This is a genomic window from Nonomuraea sp. NPDC049750 (genome assembly GCF_040659625.1).
Lineage (GTDB): Bacteria > Actinomycetota > Actinomycetes > Streptosporangiales > Streptosporangiaceae > Nonomuraea.
This window is the reverse complement of record NZ_JBFANB010000029.1, coordinates 115908-142327: the sequence shown is the minus strand read 5'-3', so window position 1 is coordinate 142327 and position 26420 is coordinate 115908. Positions and strand designations below refer to the sequence as shown.

Annotated in this window: 27 protein-coding genes; 9 read left to right on the top strand and 18 right to left on the bottom strand. The window is 67.0% G+C overall.

The window, feature by feature from the left end; all coding sequences use genetic code 11:
* The 3 genes from tnpA to AB0J16_RS46635 form a co-directional block, all read left to right on the top strand.
* On the top strand, positions 1–257 hold a 257-nt coding region (gene tnpA / locus AB0J16_RS46645), incomplete at its 5' end, for an IS200/IS605 family transposase (protein WP_358552224.1).
* A 516-nt stretch (positions 258–773) separates the two neighbouring features.
* Positions 774–1316 (top strand): GNAT family N-acetyltransferase, encoded by a 543-nt coding sequence (locus AB0J16_RS46640; protein WP_358552240.1) that lies wholly within the window; start codon positions 774–776, stop codon positions 1314–1316.
* Positions 1317–1444: 128 nt separating this feature from the next.
* On the top strand, positions 1445–2086 hold the full coding sequence (locus tag AB0J16_RS46635; protein ID WP_358552222.1) for a methyltransferase domain-containing protein: 642 nt from the start codon (positions 1445–1447) through the stop codon (positions 2084–2086).
* On the opposite strand, the gene AB0J16_RS46630 is transcribed toward AB0J16_RS46635, so the two are convergent.
* Genes AB0J16_RS46630 through AB0J16_RS46615 form a run of 4 tightly spaced genes read right to left on the bottom strand, consistent with a single transcriptional unit; the run spans position 2083 to position 5645 of the window.
* On the bottom strand, positions 2083–2631 hold the full coding sequence (locus AB0J16_RS46630; protein ID WP_358552220.1) for a GNAT family protein: 549 nt from the start codon (positions 2629–2631) through the stop codon (positions 2083–2085). The genes AB0J16_RS46635 and AB0J16_RS46630 overlap by 4 nt on opposite strands.
* A 35-nt stretch (positions 2632–2666) precedes the next feature.
* Entirely contained in the window at positions 2667–3497 is an 831-nt protein-coding gene (locus AB0J16_RS46625; protein WP_357958237.1) for a carbohydrate ABC transporter permease, read from the bottom strand.
* Positions 3487–4398, bottom strand: a complete 912-nt coding sequence (locus tag AB0J16_RS46620) for a sugar ABC transporter permease (RefSeq protein ID WP_358552238.1) — start codon at positions 4396–4398, stop codon at positions 3487–3489. Before AB0J16_RS46620 ends, AB0J16_RS46625 begins: the two co-directional genes overlap by 11 nt.
* On the bottom strand, positions 4365–5645 hold the full coding sequence (locus AB0J16_RS46615; RefSeq protein ID WP_358552218.1) for an extracellular solute-binding protein: 1281 nt from the start codon (positions 5643–5645) through the stop codon (positions 4365–4367). The genes AB0J16_RS46620 and AB0J16_RS46615 overlap by 34 nt, the downstream gene beginning before the upstream one ends.
* Before the next feature lie 165 nt (positions 5646–5810).
* On the opposite strand from AB0J16_RS46615, the gene AB0J16_RS46610 reads away from it, so the two are divergent.
* Positions 5811–6755: an ATP-dependent DNA ligase gene (locus AB0J16_RS46610; RefSeq protein WP_358552216.1), complete on the top strand. Its 945-nt coding sequence runs from the start codon at positions 5811–5813 to the stop codon at positions 6753–6755.
* Here the strand turns inward: AB0J16_RS46610 and AB0J16_RS46605 are convergent, their stop codons facing one another.
* The 5 genes from AB0J16_RS46605 to AB0J16_RS46585 all read right to left on the bottom strand — a co-directional run bounded on the left by AB0J16_RS46605 (position 6756) and on the right by AB0J16_RS46585 (position 12297).
* Complete coding sequence (locus AB0J16_RS46605; protein WP_358552214.1) at positions 6756–7130, bottom strand: hypothetical protein; 375 nt, start codon at positions 7128–7130, stop codon at positions 6756–6758.
* A 164-nt stretch (positions 7131–7294) separates the two neighbouring features.
* The gene (locus AB0J16_RS46600; RefSeq protein WP_358552212.1) at positions 7295–9244 is read right to left on the bottom strand and encodes a beta-galactosidase; all 1950 of its coding nucleotides are present in this window, start codon (positions 9242–9244) and stop codon (positions 7295–7297) included.
* A gap of 16 nt (positions 9245–9260) precedes the next feature.
* Positions 9261–10103: a carbohydrate ABC transporter permease gene (locus tag AB0J16_RS46595; RefSeq protein ID WP_358552210.1), complete on the bottom strand. Its 843-nt coding sequence runs from the start codon at positions 10101–10103 to the stop codon at positions 9261–9263.
* On the bottom strand, positions 10103–10984 hold the full coding sequence (locus AB0J16_RS46590) for a sugar ABC transporter permease (RefSeq protein ID WP_358552208.1): 882 nt from the start codon (positions 10982–10984) through the stop codon (positions 10103–10105). The genes AB0J16_RS46595 and AB0J16_RS46590 overlap by 1 nt, the downstream gene beginning before the upstream one ends.
* Before the next feature lie 20 nt (positions 10985–11004).
* The gene (locus AB0J16_RS46585; RefSeq protein WP_358552206.1) at positions 11005–12297 is read right to left on the bottom strand and encodes a sugar ABC transporter substrate-binding protein; all 1293 of its coding nucleotides are present in this window, start codon (positions 12295–12297) and stop codon (positions 11005–11007) included.
* A gap of 172 nt (positions 12298–12469) precedes the next feature.
* Between AB0J16_RS46585 and AB0J16_RS46580 the strand changes: the two genes are divergently transcribed.
* A complete protein-coding gene (locus tag AB0J16_RS46580) occupies positions 12470–13459 on the top strand; it encodes a LacI family DNA-binding transcriptional regulator (RefSeq protein ID WP_358552204.1) in 990 nt (329 codons plus the stop codon).
* A 373-nt stretch (positions 13460–13832) separates the two neighbouring features.
* On the opposite strand, the gene AB0J16_RS46575 is transcribed toward AB0J16_RS46580, so the two are convergent.
* Entirely contained in the window at positions 13833–14240 is a 408-nt protein-coding gene (locus AB0J16_RS46575; RefSeq protein ID WP_358552202.1) for a hypothetical protein, read from the bottom strand.
* 612 nt (positions 14241–14852) lie between these two features.
* Here AB0J16_RS46575 and AB0J16_RS46570 point away from each other — a divergent pair.
* The gene (locus AB0J16_RS46570) at positions 14853–15659 is read left to right on the top strand and encodes a UTRA domain-containing protein (protein ID WP_358552200.1); all 807 of its coding nucleotides are present in this window, start codon (positions 14853–14855) and stop codon (positions 15657–15659) included.
* 595 nt (positions 15660–16254) lie between these two features.
* Here AB0J16_RS46570 and AB0J16_RS46565 read toward each other — a convergent pair.
* From AB0J16_RS46565 to AB0J16_RS46540, 6 genes are all read right to left on the bottom strand, one after another.
* Positions 16255–17247, bottom strand: coding sequence for an ABC-three component system protein (locus AB0J16_RS46565; RefSeq protein ID WP_358552198.1), 993 nt, complete (start codon positions 17245–17247; stop codon positions 16255–16257).
* A complete protein-coding gene (locus tag AB0J16_RS46560; protein ID WP_358552196.1) occupies positions 17247–17996 on the bottom strand; it encodes a hypothetical protein in 750 nt (249 codons plus the stop codon). The genes AB0J16_RS46565 and AB0J16_RS46560 overlap by 1 nt, the downstream gene beginning before the upstream one ends.
* Complete coding sequence (locus tag AB0J16_RS46555) at positions 17986–18252, bottom strand: ABC-three component system middle component 6 (RefSeq protein WP_358552194.1); 267 nt, start codon at positions 18250–18252, stop codon at positions 17986–17988. Before AB0J16_RS46555 ends, AB0J16_RS46560 begins: the two co-directional genes overlap by 11 nt.
* Before the next feature lie 3 nt (positions 18253–18255).
* Positions 18256–19203: an ABC-three component system protein gene (locus tag AB0J16_RS46550; RefSeq protein ID WP_358552192.1), complete on the bottom strand. Its 948-nt coding sequence runs from the start codon at positions 19201–19203 to the stop codon at positions 18256–18258.
* Between the two features lie 351 nt (positions 19204–19554).
* The gene (locus tag AB0J16_RS46545) at positions 19555–20679 is read right to left on the bottom strand and encodes an FAD-dependent oxidoreductase (protein ID WP_358552190.1); all 1125 of its coding nucleotides are present in this window, start codon (positions 20677–20679) and stop codon (positions 19555–19557) included.
* Between the two features lie 118 nt (positions 20680–20797).
* A complete protein-coding gene (locus AB0J16_RS46540) occupies positions 20798–21580 on the bottom strand; it encodes an SDR family oxidoreductase (protein ID WP_358552188.1) in 783 nt (260 codons plus the stop codon).
* Positions 21581–21654: 74 nt separating this feature from the next.
* Here AB0J16_RS46540 and AB0J16_RS46535 point away from each other — a divergent pair, with 74 nt between their 5' ends.
* Positions 21655–22512 (top strand): helix-turn-helix transcriptional regulator, encoded by an 858-nt coding sequence (locus AB0J16_RS46535; RefSeq protein ID WP_358552186.1) that lies wholly within the window; start codon positions 21655–21657, stop codon positions 22510–22512.
* Between the two features lie 34 nt (positions 22513–22546).
* Here AB0J16_RS46535 and AB0J16_RS46530 read toward each other — a convergent pair whose 3' ends face one another.
* Positions 22547–23536: an aldo/keto reductase family protein gene (locus AB0J16_RS46530; RefSeq protein ID WP_358552184.1), complete on the bottom strand. Its 990-nt coding sequence runs from the start codon at positions 23534–23536 to the stop codon at positions 22547–22549.
* Positions 23537–23874: 338 nt separating this feature from the next.
* Here AB0J16_RS46530 and AB0J16_RS46525 point away from each other — a divergent pair, with 338 nt between their 5' ends.
* Together AB0J16_RS46525 and AB0J16_RS46520 are read left to right on the top strand one after the other, a co-directional pair.
* A complete protein-coding gene (locus AB0J16_RS46525; RefSeq protein ID WP_358552182.1) occupies positions 23875–24702 on the top strand; it encodes a hypothetical protein in 828 nt (275 codons plus the stop codon).
* Positions 24699–25079 carry a GntR family transcriptional regulator gene (locus AB0J16_RS46520; protein WP_358552180.1) on the top strand — a complete coding sequence of 127 codons (381 nt, stop codon included), beginning with the start codon at positions 24699–24701 and terminating at the stop codon, positions 25077–25079. The genes AB0J16_RS46525 and AB0J16_RS46520 overlap by 4 nt, the downstream gene beginning before the upstream one ends.
* Positions 25080–25149: 70 nt before the next feature.
* Here the strand turns inward: AB0J16_RS46520 and AB0J16_RS46515 are convergent, their stop codons facing one another.
* Positions 25150–26340, bottom strand: a complete 1191-nt coding sequence (locus AB0J16_RS46515; protein WP_358552178.1) for a MarP family serine protease — start codon at positions 26338–26340, stop codon at positions 25150–25152.
* Positions 26341–26420: the final 80 nt, after the last annotated feature.

Here is a 26420-nt window from a genome sequence, read left to right as displayed (position 1 = left end):
AACTCCGCGAGTTCAACAGCGAACACGACCACGTCCACCTGCTCGTCCACTACCCGCCCAAGGTCGCGATCAGCAAACTCGTCAACTCGTTGAAAAGCGCCTCCTCGCACTACCTGCGCAAGGAGTTCACCAGCCGCATCAACCCCGCCACCATGCACGACCCCTTCTGGTCACCCAGCTACCTCGCCGCCTCCTGTGGCGGAGCGCCCCTATCGATCATCAAGGCGTATATCGAACAGCAGCGCCGCCCCACCTGAGGTCCCAAATCCACGCTCCGCGCTCCGGGATGCCCCGTCTACGGCGGGCCATCCCCCAAAGGGGGACCGCATTTATCCCCGGCCTGAAGGCCGAGGCTTTCTGCGGACCTTCGGTAATCGCCGAGCTCGAACTCTGCCGCCATAGCTCCCGCTTCTAGACCGTGTGGATACCGGATCTTAGAGAAGGCCCACCGTACGCTGCGCCAGCACGCGGAAGAAGGGGGGCCCGTCCGGGGTCGCGTACCGCGGCCACCACCTCCGCCCGGGTCCGCAGCTGGTCGATGTCGAGGCGGCCGAGCGCACCCGACGCGGCCAAGGTAACGATCATGGAACTTCCTCTGAAAGGCAGCTCACCGATGGGCAGCTGGAGGACACTCGTTTTCCTACGGTCGGCCGCGGCGAGAGGACTCAACCGGCCGAAGTCGATCAGCTAGCCTGTGGGCTGTGATTCAGAACGATGGCGTCAAAAGCAGCGATGAGAGCATCCTGACCGGTTTTGGGGGAGATTCCGGTCGCGTGACCTTGCGCCGGATGACCGTCGATGATCAGGCTGAGTTCACCGAGCTGGTCAGGTCCAGCGCCGACCTGTACGGCCCGTACATGTCCCTGCCCACCACGCCGCAGGATTTCCACGTCTTTCTCGGAAAATTCGCCGACCCGCTGCTGGCCGAAGGCCTGGTGGTCTGCTTGCGCGACACCGGTGCCATGGTGGGCAACATCAACATCAACAGCATCATCCGCGGGCGCGCCCAGACCGCCTCCCTCGGCTACGCTGCCTTCGCCCCCACCGCCGGTCAGGGGTACATGTCCGAAGGGCTCCGCCTGGTGCTGCGTTACGCGTTCGAGGAGCTGCGCCTGCACCGGCTGGAAGCCCAGATCCAACCCGGCAACCAGGCCTCCCTGAAGCTGGTCCAGCGCCACGGGTTCCGCAGCGAGGGTTGCTCACCCGAGCTGCTCTTCATCGACGGCGCCTGGCGGGATCACGAACGGTGGGTCATCACCAACGCCATGGCCGGCATGGTTCCCAGCGAGCCGCATCCGACCCAGCCCGCGCGTTGAGGATTCCGTCGGGTTCGAATAGCCCACCGAGCTATGAACGGCTCGTCGAGCAGGCCACGGAGGCATCCCTCGGCGGGTGGGATTTCAGCTGGCTGCGCGGGCGGACGAGCGGTGGACAACCGTCGTGGGTGTACGCCGAGCGAGCCTCGTCGCTCCTTCCGACGGCGCGGCGGCTGCTCGACATGGACACCGGCGGAGGTGAGCTGCTCGCTTCGCTGTCTCCGCTTCCCCGGCACACGGTCGCCATGGAGGGATGGCCGCCCAACATCCCCATCGCCGGCAAACGGCTGAGAGCGTTGCGGGTGGCGGTGTTGGGCGCTGCCGCCGATCGGATCCCCGTCCGCGAGGCCACCTTCGATCTCGTGCTCAACAGGCACGGCGCGCTGAATGCCGCCGAGATCGCGCGCGTTCTCGTCCCGCAGGGACGGCTGCTCACCCAGCAAGTAGGCAGCCGTAATGGGCTGGAGCTGAATGACGCCCTGGGCGCACCGCCGCCGATCGATCCGGCGAGCTGGACATTGGAAGTCGCGGTCGATCGGCTCCGCCGCGCCGGGCTGCGGGTGCTGGACGCGCGCGAGGAGATGGTCGAGTACGTCTTTCACGACATCGGCGCTGTCGTCTTCCAGTTGCGCGCGGTCCCATGGCAGGTCCGCGACTTCGACCTCGACCGTTATGACCGGCGGCTACGCGCGCTGCATGAGCGCATCTGTTCCCAGGGCGCCTTCACCGCTCGCGATCATCGCTTTCTCATCGAAGCCGAGCTCCCTTAGCGAAGGCGAAGGTGCTCGTCGATGAGCTTCGAGTACAGGTACATGTCGCGACGTTCACCACCCACCTCCTGCCAACTGCGCAAGAGCCCCTCCCGCAGGAACCCCGCTCCCTCGGCGGCCTTCCAGGACGGCGTGTTCCACGGCTCCACGTGCAACTGCAGCCGTGGAATCCCCAGCCGCTCCAAGCCCCACGACGAGATGGCCCGCAGGGCGGTGCCCGCGACGCCTTGGCCTCGGGCCGACTTCGCCACCCAGTAACCCACCGAGGCCCGCCCATGAAGACCCGGCCACAATCCGATCTGGCCCACGGCTCGGTTGTCGCCGGAATTCGCGATCGCGAAGGAGTAGCCGATCCCGTCGGCGGCCTTGGTCCACTGACGTTGGATGAAGGCGATGCCCTCGGCGGCCGAGTAATTCGGTGGCACGCCGGTGACCAGGGGGATGTAGGCGTCCTCGGAAGCCTCCTGCACCGCCACGACGTCATCCAGCCGCCACGGGCGAAGCAAGAGTCTGTCGCCCGCCGGAAGTTCGGGAACTACCACCATTCCCGCATCATGCCACCCGAGCTGAGCAAAACCCGTCAGCCCTTGAGACCGGTCGTGGAGATGCCCTCGGTGATGCGCCGTTGGAAGATGAGGAAGAAGCCCAGGATCGGCACGAGCGACAGCACGGCCATGGCCAGCATGGGCCCCCACGTGGAGCCGCTGCTGGAGTCGAGGAAGGCCCGCAGCGCCAGCGGCACCGTGTACGTCGACACGTCGCTGAGGTAGACGAGCTGGCTGAAGAAGTCGTCCCAGGTCCAGATGAAGGTGAAGATCGCGGTGGTGATCAGCGCGGGGCTCGACAGGGGCAGGATGATCCGCCAGTACACCTGGATCGGCCCGCAGCCGTCGATCCTGGCCGCGTCGTCGAGCTCCCTGGGCAGCGACCGGATGAACTGCACCATCAGGAAGACGAAGAACCCGTCCACGGCCAGGAACTTCGGCACGATCAGCGGCAGGAACGTGTCGACCCAGCCCAGCGCTTTGAACAGGGTGTACTGCGGCACGATCAGCACGTGGATCGGCAGCATGATCGACCCGAGCATGACGCCGAACCAGACGCCCTTGAACCGGAACGACAGCCTGGCGAAGGCGTAGGCCGCCATCGAGCACGACATGACGTTACCGATGACGGCCGCCGTCGCCACGATGAACGAATTGGCGAAGAAGCCGGTGAAGGGCACGCCGAGGGCGTTCCAGCCATCGGTGTAGTTGTCCGTGACGACGGTCTGGGGCACCAGGCCGGGATCGGCGAAGATCTCGTCGTTGGGCTTGAACGACGAGCTGATCATCCAGAACAACGGGTAGAGCATGGCCAGCGCGCCCACGACGATCAGCACGTGAACGGCCCAGCGTGACCTAGTCGGCATAGTGCACCCAGTACCTCGACGAACGGAAGGCCACCGCGGTGAAGACCGCGGTCACCAGGAGCAGGAGCCAGGCCAGGGCCGAGGCGTAGCCCATGCGGAAGTTCCCGAACCCCTCCTGGTAGATGTAGAGCGTGTAGAAGAGCGTGGAGTCCGCGGGGCCGCCCGTCCCGCCACTGAGGATGAACGCCGGGGTGAACGCCTTGAACGCGTTGACCGTCTGCAGCACCAGGTTGAAGAAGATGATCGGGCTGAGCATGGGCAGCGTGATCCGGAAGAAGGCCCGCACCTTGCCTGCCCCGTCGACCGCCGCGGCGTCGTACAACTCGGCCGGGATCTGCTTGAGGCCGGCCAGAAAGATCAGCATGGGCGAGCCGAACTGCCAGATGTGCAGCGCCACCAGGGTGTAGATGGCGTACTGAGGCGTGGAGATCCAGCTCGGCCCGACGATCCCGAAGGCCGACAGGACGTCGTTGACCAGGCCGTCCGGCCCGAAGATCTGCCGCCACAGGATGGCGATCGCCACGCTGCCGCCCAGCAGCGACGGCAGGTAGTAAGCCGCGCGGTACACGCCCACGCCGCGCATGGGCCGGTTCAGCAGCACCGCCACGAGCAGGGCGAACCCGCCAGAAAGCGGCACCGAGGCGACCACGTAGATCATCGTGACCCGCACCGCGTTGCCGAAGTGTGGATCGTCCATGATCCGCGCGTAGTTGTCCAGACCCACCCACGATGGCGTCGTGAGCAGGTCGAAGTCGGTGAACGAGAGGAACAGCGAGGCCAGGATCGGCCCGCCGGTCAGCAGGAGCAGCCCCGCGAACCACGGCAACAGGAAGAGGTACGCCGACCGCCCTTCTCTCCTCTTGGCTGTTATTTCAGTACGCGGCGCGCTTCGTCGAAGAATCGGGACACCCCCTCGGCAACGGACAGCTTCCCGAAGCCCACCTGCTGGTTGATGTTCATGAGCACCTTGTTGTGCAATTCGCCCGCGCCGAGCGGCTGCGGAGGCGGCAAGGGGCCGACCTTGTCGGAGAGCGACTCGATGTAGGCGTAGACGAGCTTCTCCGACGGCGACGCCTTCGGCTCCAGCGCTGCCCGGATCGCCGAAGAAGGCGGTACGCCGCGTTCCGAGCCGAGCGGCGTGGCCACATCCACGTCACTGACCAGCGCGTTGACCAGCGCGATGGCATCCTGCGGCCGTTTGGTGGCCGCGCTGACCGTGAGCAGCATGGACGGCTTGTAGTACTGGCCAGGTTTGTCCCCGGTGGGGAAGGCGTGGACTGCTATATCGTCCTTGGTGACGCTCATGTAGGCGGTGAGCTGGTTGGACCAGGCCCAGTCCATCACCGCCTTGCGGGTGGCGACCAGGCTGTTCTGCACATCGCCCAAGGCCGTGGCCTGCACGTCGGGCGGGGCCGCCGCGCCCGCCTTGCGCAGCCCGTCCCAGAACGTGAACCACTCGGTGAGGTCCTTCTCGTCGTAGGCGAGCTTGCCGTCGGCGGTGAAGAACATCTTGCCCCGCTCCAGCAGCCAGTTCTCGAACGCGCCGCCGTCCTGGGCGCCGTCCTCGCTGGCGTAGACGCCCTTGGGCGCCTTCTCGGCGATCTTCTTGGCCAGTTCGCCGAACTCCGGCCAGGTGAAGGTCTCGGGCACCTCGACGCCGATCTCCTTGGCCAGCGTGCGGTTCCAGATGAGGGCCATGGAGTTGATGCCGAAGTTGACGCCGTACTGCTTGCCGTTGATCTTCCCGGCGTCGACGACGTCCTTCGCGAAGCCGGACAGGTCCAAGCCCTTGCCGAGGTACGGGCCCAGGTCGAGCAGGCTGCCACGCCGGGCGTACTCCCCGATGTAGGAGTAGTCCATCTGGATCACGTCGGGGGCGTTGCCGCCAGCGGTCTGCGTGGCCAGCTTCTCCCAGTAGCCGTCCCAGCCGGAGAACTGCGTCCTGACCTGGACACCGGGCCGCTTCTTACGGAACGCCGCGAGGGCCTGCTGGGTGGCGTTGTGCCTGGCGGTGCTGCCCCACCAGGCGAACTGCATGCTGGCCGCCCCGCCCGATCCGCCGCCACCGCCCGCGCAGCCCGCCAGGGCTAACGCCCCGGCGGCTGCCACACCGACCCGCAGGAATCCGCGTCTGCTCAGATCGCTCATGGCCACGCCCGTTCGTTACACCCAGACAATATTTAACTTAGGACGGTAATGAAAGGGCTACGGGACGTCAATCATTTGCAGTGGGTTGTTTCCCCCGCAAATCCAGCCCCACCCGTGTTGGGCGGAAAGTTGACCTCACGTCCGTATCTCGGCATCGTGAACCGGGTGACCAGCGATGAGACGCGGGACGGAGTGTCGCTGACCAATCTCGACCAGCCGCTGTTCGACGGATCGAACGCGACCAAACGGGATCTGGTCGACTACCTGGACGCGGTACGCGACCGCATCATCCCGGTCCTGCGGGACCGCGCGCTGTCGGTGATCCGCGTACGGCCCGGCCAGGCGCCGTTCATGCAGAAGAACGTGCCCAAGTACGCCCCCGACTGGATCCGTACGGTCTCCGTCTGGGCCGAGGCGTCGCACCGGCAGGTGTCCTACGCCCTGTGCGACGACCGCAGGACCCTGCTCTGGTTCGCCAACCAGCGGGCAGTCGAATACCACCCGGCGCTGTTCCGCGGCGAGCATCCCACCCACCTCGTGCTCGACCTCGACCCGCCGGAAGGGGACGCCTTCCCGCAGGTCGTCCAGGCCGCCCGGCTGGTACGCCAGGCCCTCGACGACACGGGGCTGGCCGGGGCGGTGAAGACCAGCGGGGCGAAGGGACTGCACGTGTTCGTGCCCGTGGTGGCGGGGACCGCGATGGACGACCTGGCCGCGGCCACCCGAGCCCTGGCCACGCGCGCCGAACGCGTCGACCCGGCGCTCGCCACCACGGCGTTCATCCGGGAGGACCGCGAGGGCAAGGTGTTCCTCGACTCCACCCGGGCGGGTGGGGCGACGGTGGCGGCCGCCTACAGTCCGCGCATTCGTCCGGGTACGCCGGTCTCCTTCCCGGTGGCGTGGGAAGACCTCGACCGGGTCGTGCCGTCCGACTTCACCGTCCACACCGCCGCGCGCCTGCTCGCCGACGGCGATCCGTGGGCGGAGCTCATGCCGGAGCCGCAGCGACTGCCCGCGGACCTGGTCGAGGAGGGGCACACGATCCCGATCGCCCGCGTCCAGGCGATGCACGAGGGCAAGCGCCGCGCGAAAGCCAGAAGAGAGGGATGATCACAGGGCGTACGCGAACGCCGCTTCCGCGATCACCAGCAGCGGCACGAGCGGCACGGCGTACAGGGCCGCCTGACGAGCGCCCGTGTGCCGCTCGGGGATGGCCGTGAGCAGGGCGAGCAGCACCGCGCAGCCGATCGGCGCGAGCAGCCAGGTCGAGAGGGTGATCGTGCCCCACGTGCTGGCCGCGTCGCATTCCGCGGTCTGGTCATAGGTCAGCGCGCCGAGTTCGCACGCCTTGTCCCCGAGGAGCGACACGGCCATCCAGGCGACGAAGCCCGCCAGCCAGATGACGACGGCGAGGACGGAGACCAACGCGACGGTCGTGCCGCTCGGCGAAGTCGTCCGGCTGAAGGACGGGGAGGGGACGATCACGCCAGGACTCTAATGCTGATCAACCTCGGCGGGGCCGACTTTGATCAACCTCGCGCCCGGCGGACGGTCCTCAGCGCCCGATCGCCACCGAAGGACCCGCCGCGCGACGTGGCGCGGCGCCGAGGGCCCGCGGGGTCCTCCAACCCTCAGCGCCTTCAGCGCCCTCAGCGCACGACGGCCACCCCGCCCGCGGGGACCTCGCCCGTGAAGGGGCCGCCGGTCAGCAGGTCCGTGCCGGTCAGGCCGGGCACCGTGACGGGCGCGTCGCCGTGGTTGATGAGGAAGACGCAGGCGCCGCGCCGTACCAGCTCCAGGGTGTCGGGCAGGTCGCGCGGCCGGGAGACGCCCGCGCGGTCGAGCACCTCGCCCAGCAGGGCGCGCAGGTCGTCGCCGCCGAGCGCGGCGGCCAGGTAGCTCGCCGTGCCGCCGCCGAACGCGTTGGCGGTCATGGCGGGGTGCCCGGCGTCGGGGCCGTCGGTGAAGTGCCGTACGGCCACCGCGCGTTCGAGGCGGACCCGTTCGGACCAGATCCGGCCGGTGGCCCCGCCGGTGAGCGTCACGGTCTCCAGCTCGCGCAGCGGGTGGAACTCCTCGACCGACAGCCCGAGCACCTCGCGCAGGGCGCCGGGGTAGGCGCCCGCGTGGACGGTGTCGTTCTCGTCGACGATGCCGGAGAAGTACGACACGAGCAGGTGGCCGCCGGCCTCGACGTAGCGCTGCAGGTTCTTGGCCGACCCTTCGGCGAGCAGGTACGAGCTCGGCACGACAACCAGCCTGTATCCCGAAATATCGGCGGAAGGGTGGACGAAGTCCACCGTGACGTGCTCCCGCCAGAGCGCCTCGTAGAAGGCGTCCACCCGCTCGTGGAAGCGCAGGTCGCCCGAGGGTCGCCACTCCAGCTCCAGCGCCCAGTACGACTCCCAGTCCCAGACCATCGCCACCTCGCTCGTGACCCGCTCGCCCTTGACGGGAGCCAGGCGGCGTACGTCGGCGCCGAGCGAGACGACGTCGCGCCAGATCTGCGAGTCGGTCCCCGCGTGCGGGATCATCGCCGAGTGCCACTTCTCAGCGCCGTACCGTGAGGCCCGCCACTGGAAGAACAGCACCGAGTCCGAGCCCCTGGCCACGTGGGCGAGGCTGTTGCGGCGCATCTCGCCGGGCCGCTTGGCGATGCCGCGCGGCTGCCAGCTGATCGCGCTCGTCGAGTGCTCCATGAGCAGCCACGGCCCGCCGCCGGCCAGGGAGCGGCTCAGGTCGGCCGACATGGCGAGGTGGATGTGGTTGTCGGGCTGCTCGCCGTTCAGGTAGTGGTCGTTGGCGATGACGTCCAGCTCGGGGGCCCAGCGCCACAGGTCCATCGACTTGCAGTTGACCGTGCCCGCGAAGTTCGTGGTGACCGGTTTGCCGCTGCGGCGCAGGATGTCGCGCTGCAGCCGGTAGTGCGACAGGTGCTCCTCGTTGGCGAATCGGGCGTAGTCGAGGCGCTGCGCCGGGTTGACCACGGTATGACTCCACCGGGGCGCGTCGATCTCGTCCCATTCGCCGTAGTGCTGACCCCAGAAGGCGGTGCCCCAGGCGGTGTTGAGCGCGTCCAGGCTCTCGTATCGGTGCCGGAGCCATTCACGCCAGGCTGCCACGCTCGACTCGCAGTAGCACTCGCCGAGCGGCGCCCCGTACTCGTTGTGCACATGCCACATCACCACGGCCGGATGCTCGCCGTAGCGCTCCACCAGCCGCTCGGCCAGTCGCGCGCTGGCCGCGCGGAAGGCCGGGTGGCTGGAGCAGGCGGTCTCGCGCGCGCCCGCGCCGACGCGCAGGCCCTCGCGGGTCATGGGGGAGGCGTCGGGGTACTTTCTGGAAAACCAGGCGGGCGGCACCGTGGTCGGGGTGCCCAAGTTCACCGAGATGTCCGCGCTGTGCAGGCGGTCGATGATGGTGTCGAGCCAGCCGAACTCGTACTCGCCCTCGGCGGGCTCCATCAGCACCCACGCGAAGATGCCCAGGCTGACCAGGTTCACCCCGGCCTGCCGCATCAGCCGTACGTCCTCCTCCTGCACCTCCAGCGGCCACTGCTCCGGGTTGTAGTCCCCGCCGAACGCCATGCCCTCGATCATGTAAGTCCCCCATTTTTCATGCCTTGACGGCGCCGCTGCTGAGGTCGGTGCGCCAGAACCGCTGCATCGTGAGAAAGAGCGCGATCAGCGGAATGAGTGCCAGAAACGTCCCGATGAGGATGAGGTTGTACAGACTCGGATGGTTGGCCCCGGCGGCCAGCATCGTGTAGAGCCCGACCGTCAGCGGGAACTTGCCGTCGTCGCCGAGCATGATGAACGGCAGCAAGAAGTTATTCCAGATCGCCACGAACTGAAACAGGAAGATGGTCACCATCCCCGGCCCCATCAGCGGCAACGCCACCCGGGTCAGCAGTGTCCAGTGCGAGGCCCCGTCGATGCGCCCGGCTTCGAGCAGCGAGTCGGGGATGGCCGCGCCGGCGTACACGCGGGCCAGATAGATGCTGTACGGATGCAGGATCTGCGGCAGCAGGACCGACCAGTAGGTGTCCGCCAGCCCGACCTTGGCGAACAGCAGGTATTGCGGGATCGCCAGCACCACCGCGGGCACCAGGATGCCGCCGATCAGGATGTTGAAGATCAGGTTCCGGCCGGCGAAACGGTACTTGGCCAGCGTGTAGCCCGACACCGCGGACACGGCGGTCGACAGCAGCGCCCCGCCCCCCGCGTACAGCAGGGTGTTGAGCATCCACAGCCAGAACACCCCCTCCCGATAGGCGGCCAGATCGGCCAGGTTCTGGAAGAACCCGGTGCCGGGCGAGAACATCGAGGTCGAGAACAGCTCGCCGGACGTCTTCGTGGCCGCGATCACCACCCAGCTCACCGGGAACAGGCAGTACACCGCGCCGACCAGCAGAACCCCGGTCGGGACCAGCCCGTACGTAGAGGCGGAGCGGGCCATCAGGTCTCCCCGAACGCGCGGTTCTTCACCACGCGCAGGAACCCGAACGACAGCACCAGCGAGATCCCGGCGATCACCACGGCCGTGGCCGCCGCCGAATACAGGTCACCGGTCACGAAGGCGTCCCGGTAGATCTTCATCAAGGGGCTCCAGGTCGAGCTGATCGTGTTCGTGAGCGGCCGGAGCGTGGTGGGCTCGGTGAACACCTGGATCGTGGCGATGACCGAGAAGACGGTGACCAGGATGATCGCCGGAGCCAGGATCGGGATCTTGACCCGCAGCGCGATCTGCAGCTCGGACGCGCCGTCGATGCGCGCCGCCTGGTAGAGGTCCTGGGGCACGGCCCGCAGGTTCGTGTAGAGCACCAGCATGTTGAAGCCCGTGCCGCCCCAGACCGCCACGTTGGCCATCGAGTACACGACCGCGCTCTGGCTCAGCGGCGAGACCCCGAACAGCTCGCTGATCGGGCTGACGCTCGGCAGATAGAGGAAGCCCCACATCAGGCTGGCGGCCACGCCCGGCACCGCGAACGGCAGGAAGATCGCGATCCGGGAGAAGCGCGCCAGCCGTACCCTGGCCGCGTCCAGCATCAGCGCGAACACCAGCGCCAGCCCCAGCATCACGACCAGGACCAGCACGCCGTAGCCGAGCACCCGCAGCCAGCCGGTCCACAACTCGCCGTCGCCGATGGCGGCGGCGTAGTTGTCGAGCCCCACGAAGATCTCCCGCTTCGACCCCTTGCCGAGCCCGAGCCCCGACACCTTGGTCCGGCGCAGGCTGAGGTAGCCGGTGTAGCCGATCGGCAGGGCCAGGAACAGGGCGAACAGGGTGACGGCCGGGGTCAGGAACAGGTACGGCGCCCAGCTTTTCCTCGGGGTCATTGGGCGAACTTGACGCTTCGTCATTGGGCGAGCTTGAAGCCGGACTTGGTCATGTCCGCGACCGTGGCGTCCTGGACGCTCTGGAGGGCGCCGCTGAAGGAGGTCTTGTTCAGCGCGGCCTTGTCGAAGGCGTCCTTGAAGGCGTTGTAGGCCACGTTGACGTTCGGGCCGAAGGTGAAGCCGCGCGCTCCCGCGCCGAACCCGGCCGCCTGCTTCCAGAAGTCGGGGATGTTGGAGAAGTACGCGGGCGGCTCGGAGAGCAGGTCGGCGCCCTTGGTCGCGGCGGGATAGACGGCGCCCTCCTTCACCAGCAGGGCGAGCGCTTCAGGGTCGCTGTTGAGCCAGGTGGCGAAGGTGGCCGCGGCCTCCTTGTGCTTGGAGCCCGCCGACACGGAGACGGCCGAGCCGCCCCAGAAGCCGCTGAAGTTCTCGCCGGCGTTCCACTGCGGCAGCCGCGCTATCGCCCACTTGCCCTTGGACTTGGGCGCGTTGCTCGACAGGGGGCCGGGCGCCCAGATGGCCGACGGCCAGGTCAGCAGCTTGCCGTCGTTCAGGGCCTTGTTCCACTCGGGGGTGAAGTAGGGCATGTTGTCGATGACGCCCTCTTTGACCAGACCGCCCCAGTAGTCGGCGAGCTTCTTGGTGGGCTCATCGTTGATGGCGACCTTCCACGCCTCGCCGCTGATCGACCACCACTGCCCGCCCGCCTGCTGGGCCAGGCCCGCGAAGGAGCCCGGGTCCTTGCTGGAGAACGTGCCGAGGTACACCTTCGGGTCCTTCGCGTGCACGGTCCTGGCCGCGTCGGCGTACTCCTGCCAGGTCTTCGGTACGGCTATGCCGTACTTCTTGAACAGGTCTTCGCGGTAGTAGAGCAGCATCGGGCCGCTGTCCTGCGGGATGCCGTAGACCGCGTCGGTGCCGAGCGTGACCTGCCCCCAGATGCCCTCGCTGAACTGCGCCTTGACCGGATCCGCCGCCGTCTTGATGTCCGCCACCGCCTCGGCCGCCACGAACGACGGCAGCGCCTGGTACTCCGCCTGGACGAGATCCGGCGGGTTCCCGGCCTTGGCGGCGGTGAGGAACTTGGTGGCCGAGTCGTCCCCGCCCGCCTGGGTGCTGGAGGTGACCTGGATGTCGGGGTGCGCCTTGTTCCAGACCGCGACGACCTTGTCCATGCCGGGCACCCAGTTCCAGTAGGTCAGGGCGACCTTCTGTGTGGTGGAGCTCGATGGGGCGGCACTCTGCTGAGCGCCACCGCTGGAGCAGCCGGCCACGAGGGTGACGGCCGCGGCGACAGCGGCAAGCCTGTTCATGTGCATGGGTACCTCGACCTGGGGGAGTCAGCGTCCTGGGGGTCTGTGAACGTTCACAGCGTGTGTCCGGCCATCTGCGCCTGTCAACCCCTCGTTACGGGGTCGTTAAACGGCCCAAAAGGTGTGTGCACGTTCACAGCGTGTCGGCGTTGGACCGTGAGATGCTGAACGCGTGAAAAGGCCGACCATCCATGACGTGGCCGCGGCGGCCGGGATCTCACGCGGCACCGTCTCGCGGGTCCTGAACGGCGACCGTTATGTGAGCCCCGCGGCCCGGATCGCCATCGAACGCGCCATCGCCGAGACCGGCTACGTCGTCAACCGCAACGCCCGCAACCTGGTCAGACAGCGCGCCGGATCGGTCGTCATGGTCCTGTCCGAACCCCCCTTCGAGGACCCCAACTACACCACCACCATCCGCACCGCGATCCGCCGCCTCGGCGAACGCGACCTGTCGCTGGTCATGATGATCGCCGGCGACGACAGGGAACGCGAACAGGTCCTGCGCTACGTACGGGGCGGCCACGCCGACGGCGTCTTCCTCTTGTCCACCCACGCCGGCGACCCCCTGGTCGACACGCTCCACGGCGCCGGCATCCCGGTGGTCTCCTGCGGCGCCGTCATCGGCAGGGAGACGGTGATCCCGTACGCGGCCTGCGACGAACGGGGCGGCGCCCGCCAGATGGCCGAATACCTGGTCTCACGGGGCCGCAAGAAGATCGCGATGATCACCGGCCCGATGGACACGCCGGGCGGCATCCAGCGCCTCGAAGGCTTCGCCGACGTCCTCGGCCGCAAGGCGTCCAAGAAGCTGATCGAACACGGCGACTGGACCCACGCCAGCGGCGAGACCGCCATGGCCCGCCTCCTGGAACGCGTACCAGACCTGGACGCGGTCTTCGCCGCCTCGGACGTGATGGCTTCGGGGGCCCTGCACACGCTGCGGGCGGCGGGCCGGCGCGTGCCGGAGGACGTGGCGGTGGGCGGCTTCGACGACTCATCGGTGGCGATCTCCACACATCCACCGCTGACCACGATCCGGCAACCGCTGAGGGACGTGGCTCAGGAGACGGTACGCCTACTGCTGGCCCTGATCGACGGCGCCGACCAGGTCGACTCGATAGCCCTCCCCACCAGCCTGATCGTCCGAGAGTCGGCCTAGCCTCTTTCTCCCACCCCTTACCCGATTCGGTGGTTGGCCGTTTGCTGCCCGCCCGCCCACAAAGGCCCTCCGCTTCGCTCCGGACGTCCTCCCAGGCGGGCTGACGCCCGCCCCCTGAAGGGCCTCGCTGCGCTCGGACCGCCTTTCAAGAACGCTTCGCCGGGTTGGCTGGTTGGCGCGGCCTGACCTTGGCGGCAACATCATCTAGACCGGCACCGACTCCCATGGCCTGACCCAGACCCGAGGCGGAGTTGGCACCGTGGTCGGGACGCAATCGGGGGCGGGGACGAGCGGCCGTGGGAGCACCGCAGGATCGCAGGCTTCTGCCCCGGGCGCGGTAACGCTGGAGAGCCCACCGGCGCCGCCACATCTTCTATGGGGTCATCGCCGCCAGACGGACGCAGGTTGGACATGCGCGAGCAGCGATGGGGGAGAACGGCATCGACCAGTCGCAGATCGGCAGCGGAGACACCGGCTCCAAGCACAGGCTGAGCTTCGTGTCGAGTCGTACGGCATGTTGCACGGCTTCTCGTCCTGCGCCGGACAGCCCGAGCCGGAAGCCATCGGAAGGCTCCAGAGGCCCAGGCTTCACCGTGTACACGAGCAGGTCATCCCATTGGATGGGCCAGCGTCGCGCGATACTGGCCAGCTCGTTCAGCTCGCCGTCGACTTCGATGAGGGCCAGAGTCTCGTTGCGCAGGATGTTCACCACCGTCCCGTGCAGTCCTGCCAGCCATGCGCCGAAGGCCCGGGTTCGCGCCGGACTGTGCAACATGTCCACGATCTTGACGCGGCACCCCAGCCATTGGCGATAGGAGCTCACAGGGCGCCCGCGTCTGCTGCGCTGGTAGCGGAGGACGGATCGTCGATTGCCTCCGAGAGCGGATGGTGTCGGCGGAGATCGACGTATCGGAAGGCCACCCGCCGAGCGGCCCGTGAAGGTTCGATGGCTGAATGCCGGGCGTATACCACTCGCTTGCGACCGTCGTCCCAGCCCGCACGCCACCAGAACCACTCGCCGTCGCACCACACCACCAACCCCGCCCAGACCGAAACCAGAGCGAGGTCGTACCCGTCGTGCGTGTCTGCCGTTATGCCGTGTTCTGTCTGCAGTGCGTCGCGTAGGAGGTCTGCGGACAGCCTGGCTTGAGTTATCTTGCCGTTCTTAGGCACGGCAGTAATCTGGTTCTGCATCGTTGACGCCCCAAAGCTCTCGATGCGTTTCAGACCCTCGTCTGTGGGCGGTGTTCCAGCACCGTTCTCCCATAGGCGGGGGTCTCCTTAAGACCCCCGCTATAGGGGGGCTAAAGTCGAGAGTAGATCCTGGATTCAGCTCCTCGCAATAGGGGGGCTAAAATCGGTCGCCATCGACCACCGAGGAGGCAATGCCCGGATGGACTTGAAGACGCTGAGGGAAGTTGCCGAGGTGAGCGACCCCGTGGAACGAGCCCGGATCCTCAGCCGACTCATGACCGAGGAGCAGGGCTTGGTCACCGAGGCGGCGAAGATGCGACGGCAGGCCATCGCCGAGGCTCGCGAGTCGGGCATGAGCCTGGAGGAGATCGCCGGTCGGCTCGGTGTCTCTCCCGGCCGCATCTCGCAGATGAGGAAAGGACCGGCTGCCCGAGCGCCGGAAGGGCCTGCGTCGCCCGCACCCAGGGTGCTGGTGCAGCGGGCCTTGCCGACCGAGCCCGCCGTACGAGGCTCGAAGTCTCTCTTTCTCGCCGAGGCCGAACGGCAGGGACTCAAGGCCGACCGCCGGATGCTGTACGTCGGGCTGGAGCCCGCTGGCGATCACGTAGCGGCCTGCTTGCGGGTCGAGTCCGGTGCGGAGATCGTCGCTCGGCGCAAGATGATGACCGCGAACGACGTGCCGGTACGGATCGCGACCAGCTACTTCCGCGCCGACCTGTTCGGTGACACCCGCCTTGCCGAGCCGGAGTTCGTACAGCCGTCGCTTCAGTCCGCGCTGATTGCCCTGGGCTATGCCTTCGGCCACGCGGAGGAGAACCTGACCGCCCGGCCGCCGACACCTTTCGAGCGCGAGACGTTGGAGCTTGAGCCCGGCGAGTGGATCGTCCAGGTTCTCAGGGCGAGTTATTCCACCGAGGACACGCCCGTCCACGTCCTGGAGACGATCTGCGCCGCCAACCGGCACATCTTCCCGATCGGGCAGGTCTCCGGCTACGACGAATTCTGAGTGACTCAATGAACGCCATCCTCACCGGACAGCCCATTCTCGACGCCCTGGCCGGCATCCAGATCATCCCGGCTACCCCGGCTGGACGGCGACAGCGGGTACCGCTCCTGCCGTCACATCACCTGGAAGCGGGGCGGCATGTGATGGCCGCCGCGATCCTTCGCACGCCCAGTTAACCAGTCCAAGGACAGTAACGGACTGCGGGCCGCCGCACGTCAGGAGTCCGGCACGTCTGAGCTGGCCGTGTGGTGGGTCGGATTGGGTCACGCGAGGACTCCCAGTCGCGGACTGCGCGGTGGATGCTGAGCGGAGCGGTGATGGCTATGTCCTGGGCCAGGCGAGGCGCAGCGGGTCGGACGCTGCCCTTTTCGCCGGCGATGCTTGCGGCTGACCGCAGCATGGACCCTTACGCTCTCTGGTCGGCAACTGTCGAGGTCGTGAAGTTGGCCCGGGTGAGCAACCAACGCTCATCCGGGCGGGCTTTACCCGCACCGGTGACGTTCCCTTGGCGCCGGTCCCACGGCAGATCTCGGTGCTGGCTCTCTTCCTTTATGCCGCTTGAACGTGGGTTCTCGGAAAGCCGTAGGTTTGTGCCTTAGAAGCGGAAGCCGAGTAGGCCGCCATTCGGCTGATCGGTGAGACGCGGTTCGATGACGTATGGGGCGGGGTTGAAGCCCTTGGCCTCAGCCTTATGGAGGTCGTCGGAGTTCATCGAGACGATGTATTGCATGCCCTCGTCGTCCATCACGTTGGCGGCGAGCTCCAGTGCTGCAGAGACCTGACGCTCGTCTACACCGTCATATAGGTGGCTGTCATGGACGAGAAAATCCGGGCCACGACCGTTGCGGTGGGCAATTACGGCGGCGGTGAGGTCGAAGCAGAAGATGACCATGTTGTGTATGCCGCGGCTGCCATCGGCGTCGATCCGCGTCTCGATGTCCAATCGCTGCTTGCGTGCCTCGAAAGCGAGGTACGGATTGTGTGACTGGCCGTAGAGCTGGCGTGCGAAAACATTGAACAGCCGACTGGCTTCGGAAGTGAGGGCCGATCTGTTGTTCAGATCGTCGGCCATCGCCATCTCCAAGGCCAGTCGACGGCTTTCGATCTCCCGGCGACTTGCCTCCAGTGTCTGGGCAGCCTGGAATCGGTTCCGCAACGCCTCCAGCGTCGCCTGTTCTCTGGCCAGTACAGATTGCAGCGAGGTGAGCGCATCGAGGGCGCCTCCCTCGTTGAGGGTCTGGAGTAGTGAGGCGAGCCGCTTGCCCAGACGTTCCCGTTCCTGTTCGCGCTCCGCCAGTCGTTGCTCGACGCGCTGGGTCTCTTCCCGGAGCTGCTTCTCGCGATTGTGCACAACGGTCTGGTGGAAGGCTCGCACCTCGTCGAAACGACGCCGAACCTCACTGCCCAGGACGACGTTCAGCTGGTGAAAGGCCTGTTCGAGATAGCGGTCATCGGGCTCCATATTATCGGTGGAGGCACGCACCATCTGCTGAAGGTTGTGGCGTTCGACCTCATCGAGGTCGCGAAGCTCACGGATTTGTCGGTCGACCGCGTCCGCATCCCGGCGCAGATCCTCGTATCCGGGCACTACCTGGAAGGCCTGGACCTGTTGCCGAAGTTCGATGATCCTCTGTTCGACTGCGCTGATCTCGCCCGAAGCTCAGCCGAGCGGCCAACGATCTTCCCCCACACAGGGTCTTTCGCCGCCTCCACCAGCTTCTTCCGCGTCGCGTCCTGCTGCGACAGCGTTCGATACTCGGTGGTGAGGCCGATGTCAAGGCCGAATAGGTGGCTGAGACAGATCATCGCTTCATGCGGTGACTGCCCAGAGAAGGTGCTCGTAGGCTCGAGGAAACCCCCGGAGTTCACCCGGCGCATGGCGAACGACAGCAACGTACGCCCGCTTACCGGCGTTTCGGGCGAAGGGATCCGGTACAGGTCGCGGGCTATGGCCCACTGCCAGTCCTTCAACGTGATCTCCGCCGAGAACTCCTGCCCGAAGAGATCAGGGGTGGCAGAGCGCGATACATCGGGCTGGAGGTAGACCTTCAGGGACGACGGCCGACGTTCGATCTTGATGGGGTCGGATCGCCCGGGCCAGTCCATGATCAGCTGGAAGCGATGCCGAGCGAGGGCCTTGTGGGTCCAGAGTGAGTGCTTCTGGCTGGTTGCTCCCAGCAGGTAATGCAAGAGTTCGACCATACTCGACTTGCCCGCGCCGTTTCGGCTGTCGGTGTCGGCGGAGTGTGTGGTGCGGTCGGCGATGAGGAGATTCAGCCCCGGTCGAAAATGCAGGGTCTTGAATCGCTCGTCGTCGGCGCCGAGGCTACGCAGCATTTTCCCGGGGACGGAACGTCAGCAGCTCCATGTGGGCATCAAGGTCGACCAGCCCCATCGCGTACAGGACGTCGAGCGCCAAGGCGAACCACCAGAAGGGCACCGGGGTGTCGTGCTTGTGATCCGCACGCCATGCCAGCAGCCTTCGCCACGCCTGGGTCACGGTGATGGGTTGTGCGCCCGTAGCGAGGATGATCTGCGCTCCTACGGCAAGCAGCGCGCGTTGGGGCGCGACTCCCTTGGTTGGAACGATCATCTGCTACCTCAGCTCGGGGATGGTAGGCCATGAGGATGGTGGCATCTTGAAGATGTCACACTCCCCAAAGAAGTACATCAGGACGACGAGTGCGTTCAAGAACTCGGCGAAGCCCTTGGCTTCGTTGCCGAGAATATGGCCGATCAGCTCTTCCAGGATCCGATCCGGGTCGCTGTGGGCCTCGGCGAGCATCAAGTAGTGCTCGCGGAAGCCAGCCGCGACATCGTCGCGCTCCGTCGGATCAACTACGTTCTGGTAGTACGTCTCGACGCACGGTACGTACGCCATCGCGTTCGTCATCTGGGTCATCGCGTCGGGTGAGAACTCGTTGAATTCCATCTTCTGATGCGACGGGATGGGAATCTGGCCCAGACCGAAATGTGGTATGCGCTCGCGTGCCAGGTGCTCAAGAAGCGGACGTACATCCTTCAATGCGACGCCTGTGACCACCTTCTTCGCAGGGAACTCGCAACCGAGAAGGTCCTCGACTTGGTAGCGGGAGAGTTGGTTCAATTCGTGATTGAACCGCCGGAAGCCGAAGTTCTCGAACGAAATATGGGTGAAGCCCTTCTTGGCCTCCGTCAGCGCCGTCGAGACGACCGGGTCCATTCCCCGCCGGTCGCTGTGAACGAAGACGAACGTGTCGAAGGCTCCGGGCCGCTGCCGTATGGCGCTGGCGAGGTCACTTTCTATCTTTGACTGGATCTTCTTCTCATCGACGATCTGAGGTCCGTAGCAGGCGAACAACTTCTTGCCGTCGATCATCAGGCCATCGGCGCCAAGGTCTCCGAGCTTTCCGCGCGTGCGGATATCAAAGAAGCCCTGGTTGCGCTCGCACATCAGATTGAGAAAGAACTCCTCGAAGCTGTTCCCATGCAGGGAATCGAGCTTCGCGCTGAGCATGAAGCGGACATACAGGCGCTCCCAGAGTTCTAGGACGTGGGTCTGCATCCGTGCGGCTCCAGGTGACCGGCCTTTATCGGATCTTTGAAAGCCGATGATAGTCGGATGCATCGCAGAAGGAGTTACGATCACCCGATCAAGTCGAGCCGCTTGTGGTGCTGATCGAAGCGCACGGCGAGGGGTGTAAAGCACTCGGCGGAGCGATCTGTGGGTTCTGGCGAGCCTATGCCCGATTTGGGGAGACCCCCGGCCGGACATGCGAGTTCCGAGACGCTAAAAGATCTTGATGTTTTATGGGTCGAGCAACACTCCCAACCTGCACAAGCAGCAGATCCGGACCTGCACTCAGTTACGGGCTTGGGCGGCGCTTGCCCGGACTGTCAAGACTTGCCCGGACTGTCACGCGGAGAACCGCTCCGGACGGAAGTCCGCGAGCAGCTCATCTCTCTCCCCACTGACGATCTCCGAAGCAAGCAGTCGCCCGATGACCGGCCCGAGCGTGATGCCGCTGTGGGAAACGGCCTCGTAGTAGCCGGGCACAGACGGCACCGCTCCCACCGAAGGGAATCCGTCGGCTGGGATGGGCCGGTTGGATACCCGCGTCTGTACGACGCGGGAATCGCCGAGCTCGGGAACGACCTGCCGCGCCGATTCGTGCAGCAGCCGGGCGAGTTCCGCCGGATCCTCGACCGTGTCGATGAGTGCGTCGATCTCGCGGCTGTGCAGGACCATCGAAGCGTCTCCGTCAGGACGGATCTCGATGTGCGGTGCGTGCATGGCCCGGTGGATCGGGACCTGAGCACAGCCGATCCGGGTGACGACGCCGGGTTCCCGGCGCATCGGCAAGTGCCGGGCGATGAGCCCGGCGACGTGCGAGGCGCTGGGGCCCGCCGCGTTCACGACGATGTCAACGTCGAGACGGCTGCCATCGGAGAGAGCGACTGTCCGGATGCTCCCGTCGGCACCGGTGCCGATGTCACGGACCGTGGTGCCCAACCGGTGCTCGGCGCCGGCCGCGACGGCCTGGCCGACCAGGCGGCCGACGAGATGACGTCCATGCACCCAGGCTTCGTCGGGGTAGAACACGACGGGAGCCTCGTCGGGCATCGTGAGAGCGGGTTCGAGGCGGCGGCGCACCTCGGCCCCCGTGCACACCTCGACCCGGTAGTCCCAGCCGGCCAGCAGCCCGACTGTTTCCAGGAGCTTCGCCTGCGCCGCGGGATCGTCTGTCCAGCGCAGGTGGCCGCTAGGATACCACCATGAGTCCGGCCCGATGGTCTCGGCGAGCTCACGGTAGGCGGCCATGCCCGCGACGTTCAGGTCGAAGTAGGACCTGCGCACGGTCTTGTTGCTGGCGTTGACCCACGAGAAGGACCAGTTGGTGACGCCTTCGCCCGGCTGGCCCGCGTCGATGAAGACCACCTTGGCGCCGTGCCGGGACAGGTTCCAGCCCACGCTGGCTCCGAGGATGCCCACTCCGATGACCGCAACTCGTTCAGGCCGCTTCACGGACTCGATCCCCACGAACGCCCCTTTCCTAGATCACGGGCGAACTCTCATTTCTAGCACGCCAGCCCTATGAACGGGACCGGCAAAAGCTCCGAAATCGGGTATCGAAGCGGCGGGCACGGGGTTAGCCCTTTCAGGCGCCGGCGCCGCCATCCACCGGCACGATCGCGCCGGTCACCATCGATGCCCGGTCACTGAGCAGCCACGCCGCCACCTCGGCGACTTCGTGGGGCTCGGCCATCCGTCCGAGCGGGACCGATGCCTTCACCTGCTCGAGGATGCCAGGGGTCGCCGCCTCCCAATCGTCGATCATCTTCGTGGCGGTGCCGCCGGGGGTGATGCCGTTCACCCGGATGCCATCACGGGCCCAGCTCACCGCGGCGGTCTCGGTGATGCTGTTGAGCGCGCGCTTCATGGCGCCGTACGCGGGAAGTACGGGGTTCGCGCGGCGGCTGCCGATGCTCGAGGTGTTGACGATCGCTCCGCCACCGTCGCGTCGCATGAGTGCGGCCTCAGCCGTCATGGCGGTCCAGTGCGCCCGGAAGTTCACCGCGAACTGCTGCTCCAGGTCCTCATCGCTCGTGGTGTCGAGCGGACCGGGCCGCTGGGCCACCGCGCCGTTGTTGAAGGCGCCGTCGAGCCGTCCGTGCAGCTCCTCGACGCGGTCGAGGGCCGCGCGGATGCTCGTACGGTCGGCGAGGTCCAGGGTGACGGCGTCGGCGACGCCGCCCTCGGCGCGGATCTCGGTGACGATCTGCCGCAGGGCGTCGGTGCCGCGGGCGGCGAGTACGACGGCGGCTCCCTCGGCGGCGAAGAGCCGGGCCGCGGCCGCCCCGATGCCCCGGCTGGCGCCAGTGATGAACACGACCTTGCCGGTGAGCAGGCCGATGGGTGCGATGTCAGTGGTGTTCGTCATGACGACAGTGTCAGGCCGGATGCAGGCACAGACGGTACCAGGATCGATCGCCGCGAAGCGTGCACACTGGGCATATGGACAAACAGGAGCTCGGGGCGTTCCTCCGCAGCCGTCGCGAGCGGCTCCGGCCGCAGGACATCGGCCTGTCCTCGGGCCCGCGACGCCGGACACCGGGACTTCGCCGCGAGGAGGTCGCGGTCCTCGCGCACATCTCCACGGAGTACTACGTCCGGCTCGAACAGGGCCGGGCGCCGCGACCGTCGGGCGAGGTCCTCGCCGGGATCGCGGACGCGCTGCGGCTCACGGACGCCGAGTCCGACCACCTCCACGTCCTGGCGGGGACCGCGCCGAACCGTACCGGACTGCACCGGCGCGACGTACGCCCGAGCATCCTCGCGCTCCTAGAGCGGCTGCCGCAGACGGCCGCTTTCGTGATTTCGGCCGCGTTCGAGGTGCTCGCGTGGAACGACCTCGCGGCCGCGCTCATGGAGGACTTCGCCGAGCTCGCCCCACGGGACCGCAATCTCGCGCGCCGGGCATTCCTCGGCCCTAAGCGCGCCGATGAGACGTTGTACGGGGTCTCCGACGCCGCGGAGTTCCGCCACCATGTCGTCATGGGGCTGCGAGCCACCCTCGCCCGCTACCCGGCCGACCCTACGGTGACCGAGCTCGTCGACGAGCTCCGCGACGCCAGCCACGAGTTCGCCCGGCTCTGGGAGCGGCACGACGTGCAGGCCGCGCCAACGCTCACGAAGACGTTCCGGCACCCGGTCGTCGGGGAGATCGCCGTTGAGTGCGACTCGCTCACGCTCACGGACCGCGACCAGCACCTCGTGCTCTACAGCGCGCCCTCAGGATCCCCTGGCGCCGAAGCCCTGGCTCTGCTGAACGTCCTTGGCACCGAGTACGTCAAGGCGAACAGGTCACGCTGACGCACTCCGCCCCAGGCCGCGACCTGTCATCCCGTTACGGGCTCGTCGTCAGCGCCGGGCTCGTTTCGATGACGCCGTCCAGCACCTGATCGATGCGCCCCAGAAGATCGGCGTCGAGCCGGACCCCGGCCGCTTTGACGTTCTCCCTCACCTGCTCGGGCCGCGACGCACCGATGATCGCCGAAGCCACATCGGGGCGCCGCAACACCCAGGCCAGCGCGAGCTGCCCCAGGGACAGCTCGGCCTCATCGGCCAGGGGAAGCAGCCGCTGCACCCGTACCAGCACGTCCTCACGCAGGAAGGGCTGGATAAAGCTGCCCGCACCGCTCAGGTCCGCGCCGCGCGACCCGGCGGGCGACGGCTGCCCAGGGCGATACTTGCCCGTCAGTACGCCCTGCGCGATGGGGGACCAGGCGAGCTGGCTGAGCCCTTCTCGCTCGCACGCCGGCATGACCTCGGCCTCGATCACCCGCCACAACGCGCTGTACTGCGCCTCGTTGGAGACCAACGGCACGTGCAACTCCCGGGCGAGCGCGGCGCCCCTCGTGATCTGCTCGGCCGTCCATTCGGAGACGCCGACATAGAGCACATGGCCCTGCCGGACCAGGTCGGCGAAGGCCAGCATGGTCTCCTCCAGCGGCACCGTACGGTCAAATCGATGCGCCTGGTACACATCCAGATAATCGGTGCCCAGCCGCCGTAGCGACGCGCGTGCCGACTCCATGACGTGCTTGCGGCCAAGTCCTTTGTCATTGGGCCCGCCCGGCCCAGTGGGCCAGAACACCTTCGTGGATATCTCCAGGTTTTCCCGCCGCTGTCCTTTCAGGGCGCGGCCGAGCACCGACTCGGCCGCGGTGTTCGCGTACGCGTCCGCGGTGATGAACGTGGTGATACCCGCGTCCAGCGCGGCCGCGACGCACGCCCGCGCACGTTCTTCCTGGTCCGGGGTGTCGTGTGCGAGCCAGTGCCCATAGGAGATAGCGCTGACAGAGAGACCGCTACGGCCGAGACGACGAAATTCCATGCATTTACGTTAGCCCTTCATTTCGTATGCCCAAGCCTTTATCGAGCCGATTTGACAAATTAAATCAAGGCGCTCTAAGGGAAAATCAAGAGAACATATAATGGCGAATTTGTCAAACTATGCGCGGGAGATTCATGGGATTGGTTCGAGCGCGGCGCGGCGCCCTCGAACTCCGGGATCCCTTCGCCGGATTGGCTACTCCGTACACCCAGAGCCTCGCCTCCGCGCCTGGAGGCGACTCGTCCGCCTTGCGTCAGGCGATGCCTGGTCGCCCTGTTGACTTTGTCGCAAGCTATGGCGCAACATGTTGATACAAACCTTGCGACAAAGGAGACGGTATGGCGAACAGTTCCATGCCGAGCGCCGACCCGCGGCCGGCGGAGGTCCGAAGCACGGAGACCTGGCTGCGGCAGCACGGCCTCGGCGGCAGCCCACCGACACCGTTGCTGACCACACGACTGGCGGTACGGCGGCGGACGCGGCTCCTCGGCAGTGTCCTGCTGGCCGCGCTGTATATCGCGGCCGCGCTGGCACAGGCCACTGACCTGATGGCCACTGCCGCATCCGGCGGACTTTGGCCGGCGCGGCCGACGCTGGTGCTGGCCCTGAGCGTGTCGATCATCGGGCTGGTGCTGGCCCGGATGCTGCTCGACGCCTGGGTACGGCGTGTCGACCGGCAGGCCGGGGCCGCGCTGGCGCGGCGAGTGGCCCATCCGGTACAGCTCGGCTGGCGGGCCCTCCTTGGAAGGAGGTACGCCGTCCTGGTGGCCGGTATCTTCGCCGGTGCGCTCGCGCTGGGGGTGAGCGCACTGTCCGTCGATGAGGGCAGAGTGCGGTACATGGCTGTCGTGCTGCTGGTCGCCGTGGCCGGGGCCGGCCTCGGCCTGGCTCTGCAGCTACGCGAGCTGCTGGCCCGGCCGGTCGTGGCCGAGGACGAGGTGTCGCTGACGGCCGACGTCATCATGCGCATCGAGGACGCGCGCGACAGCAACGCGCCGAGCGTGCTGTTGGGGTTGCCGGTGGTGTTGCTGTCCGGGGCCGCGCCCGGCTGGTGGACCGCCGCCTCCCTCGGCTTCATGGTGCTGGGCCTGGCCGCCATCATCGCCGCCCATGCCAGGACGCCGTCGTGCGCGGACACAGCGCGGCACGTGGTCGGCGTCGAATGATCGTCATCGACGCGGGCTCGCCGGTGCCGCCGTTCGAGCAGCTGCGGGCCCAGCTCGCCCGGCAGATCCACGACCGTACGCTGGCCGTGGGCTCCCGGCTGCCGACCATCCGCCGGCTCGCGGCCGACCTCGGCCTGGCCGTCAACACGGTCGGCCGGGCCTACCGGGAGCTTGAGGAGGCCGGGCTGATCGAGACCCGGGGGCGGGCGGGGTCGTTCGTGTCGGCGGCGGGGGAGGAGGCCCGCGAACGAGCCCGCCAGGCCGCCGCCGACTACGCGGCCGTCGTGGCGAGCGTCGGCATCGACGAGAGTGAGGCGCTCTGCATCGTCGAGGCGGCCCTGAGATCCGGCGACGCGGCCGCTTCCGCCTCATTCTGACTCGGCGCTCGGGCCTATATGGCCCGAGCGCCGAGTGCTTGGGCCTGCGAGGCCGTGATCCGCCATGGGATCAGTCGCAGACCTGAGTGCTGACGGGCTTGGTGGCGGTCGCGGCCTCACGGGCGTCGGCGGCGACTTCGCTGGCGGTCAGTACGTAACCGATGTCCTCCTGGCTGGTGACGGCGGCGAAGGCCACGCCCAGCACCCGCCCGTCGGTGGCCAGTAGAGGACCGCCCGAGTCGCCGTGCTCGACCTTGCCTCGAATGAGGTACACCTCCCGCGTCACCTCGGGCCCTCGGTAGATGTCGGGGATGGCGGCGCTCTGCCGCGCCGCGACCCGGGCCGGCTGCGGAGTGAACCCGCGGCCCTGGGGGTAGCCCGCGATGATGGCGTCCTCGCCTTTGTCCACCTCGCCGTCGAAGGTCAGGTGCGGCAGTCCGAGGCCCGGTACGTGCAGGACCGCCACATCCCGTCGCGGGTCGTACAGAACCACCACCGCTGGGCGAGGACGCTCCTCGTGATCGATGATCTGCAACTCCGCGTCCACCCCCGCGACCACGTGCGCGTTGGTCATGATGTGGTCGGGCGCGTACACGAATCCGGAGCCGGTGATGCGCTTACGGCACGAGCTCGCCGTCCCCTGCACCTGCACGATCCCGGCACGTGACTGCTGTAACGCGGGGCTCCTCAGCACTGCCGCGCTCGGCGGTGGAACGTCGACGAGCGGCTGGCCGGCGATCACGTCCAGCACCGGCGGGAAGCCGGACCGGTCGATGAACTGCTTGAACGGTTTCTGCCAGTCGCGCGCCGCGTCCGGGACCGCCTGATCAACCGTGGCCAGGAGCAGCGAGCCACGAATCTGTTCCACGACCGGCACCAGCGAGGTGGCTACCAGCAGGCTTCCGACCAGCCAGGCGATGACCAACACCGAAAAGGCGGCGACCAGCATTCCGCCTACTGCGTCCAGCTTCCGGGCAGGTTCGTCCCGCAGATGGGAACGCAATACCGCTCCCACGGTAGATGTAATGAACTGGCCGATCATCGCGGCCAGGAGCACGATTACCAGGGCCAGTAATAACTGCGGGACGTCTCCGTCCACAACCGCGCCCGCGATGGGCGGCGCGAGGTTAATCCCGAACACACATCCGCCGATGAAACCGATGAAGCTCGCCGCCCCGACGACGAACCCTTGGCGATATCCGGAGAAGCCGAAGGCAATCACCAGGGCGACCAACACGATGTCGAGCAGATCACCGATCACTAGGCAAAGGTAAGCCCGATCTTTATCTCCGTGGTCGCGCGGAGATAAAGATCGGACGGTGATACGCGAATTACCGCCGG

Coding starts and splice junctions, on each gene's coding strand:
- AB0J16_RS46630 (WP_358552220.1), bottom strand. CDS start 2,631: ATGGTGGTAGTTCCCGAACTTCCGGCGGGCGACAGACTCTTGCTTCGC.
- AB0J16_RS46625 (WP_357958237.1), bottom strand. CDS start 3,497: ATGCCGACTAGGTCACGCTGGGCCGTTCACGTGCTGATCGTCGTGGGC.
- AB0J16_RS46615 (WP_358552218.1), bottom strand. CDS start 5,645: ATGAGCGATCTGAGCAGACGCGGATTCCTGCGGGTCGGTGTGGCAGCC.
- AB0J16_RS46600 (WP_358552212.1), bottom strand. CDS start 9,244: ATGATCGAGGGCATGGCGTTCGGCGGGGACTACAACCCGGAGCAGTGG.
- AB0J16_RS46595 (WP_358552210.1), bottom strand. CDS start 10,103: ATGGCCCGCTCCGCCTCTACGTACGGGCTGGTCCCGACCGGGGTTCTG.
- AB0J16_RS46590 (WP_358552208.1), bottom strand. CDS start 10,984: ATGACCCCGAGGAAAAGCTGGGCGCCGTACCTGTTCCTGACCCCGGCC.
- AB0J16_RS46585 (WP_358552206.1), bottom strand. CDS start 12,297: ATGAACAGGCTTGCCGCTGTCGCCGCGGCCGTCACCCTCGTGGCCGGC.
- AB0J16_RS46570 (WP_358552200.1), top strand. CDS start 14,853: ATGGACTTGAAGACGCTGAGGGAAGTTGCCGAGGTGAGCGACCCCGTG.
- AB0J16_RS46560 (WP_358552196.1), bottom strand. CDS start 17,996: ATGCTGCGTAGCCTCGGCGCCGACGACGAGCGATTCAAGACCCTGCAT.
- AB0J16_RS46555 (WP_358552194.1), bottom strand. CDS start 18,252: ATGATCGTTCCAACCAAGGGAGTCGCGCCCCAACGCGCGCTGCTTGCC.
- AB0J16_RS46550 (WP_358552192.1), bottom strand. CDS start 19,203: ATGCAGACCCACGTCCTAGAACTCTGGGAGCGCCTGTATGTCCGCTTC.
- AB0J16_RS46540 (WP_358552188.1), bottom strand. CDS start 21,580: ATGACGAACACCACTGACATCGCACCCATCGGCCTGCTCACCGGCAAG.
- AB0J16_RS46535 (WP_358552186.1), top strand. CDS start 21,655: ATGGACAAACAGGAGCTCGGGGCGTTCCTCCGCAGCCGTCGCGAGCGG.
- AB0J16_RS46530 (WP_358552184.1), bottom strand. CDS start 23,536: ATGGAATTTCGTCGTCTCGGCCGTAGCGGTCTCTCTGTCAGCGCTATC.
- AB0J16_RS46525 (WP_358552182.1), top strand. CDS start 23,875: ATGGCGAACAGTTCCATGCCGAGCGCCGACCCGCGGCCGGCGGAGGTC.
- AB0J16_RS46520 (WP_358552180.1), top strand. CDS start 24,699: ATGATCGTCATCGACGCGGGCTCGCCGGTGCCGCCGTTCGAGCAGCTG.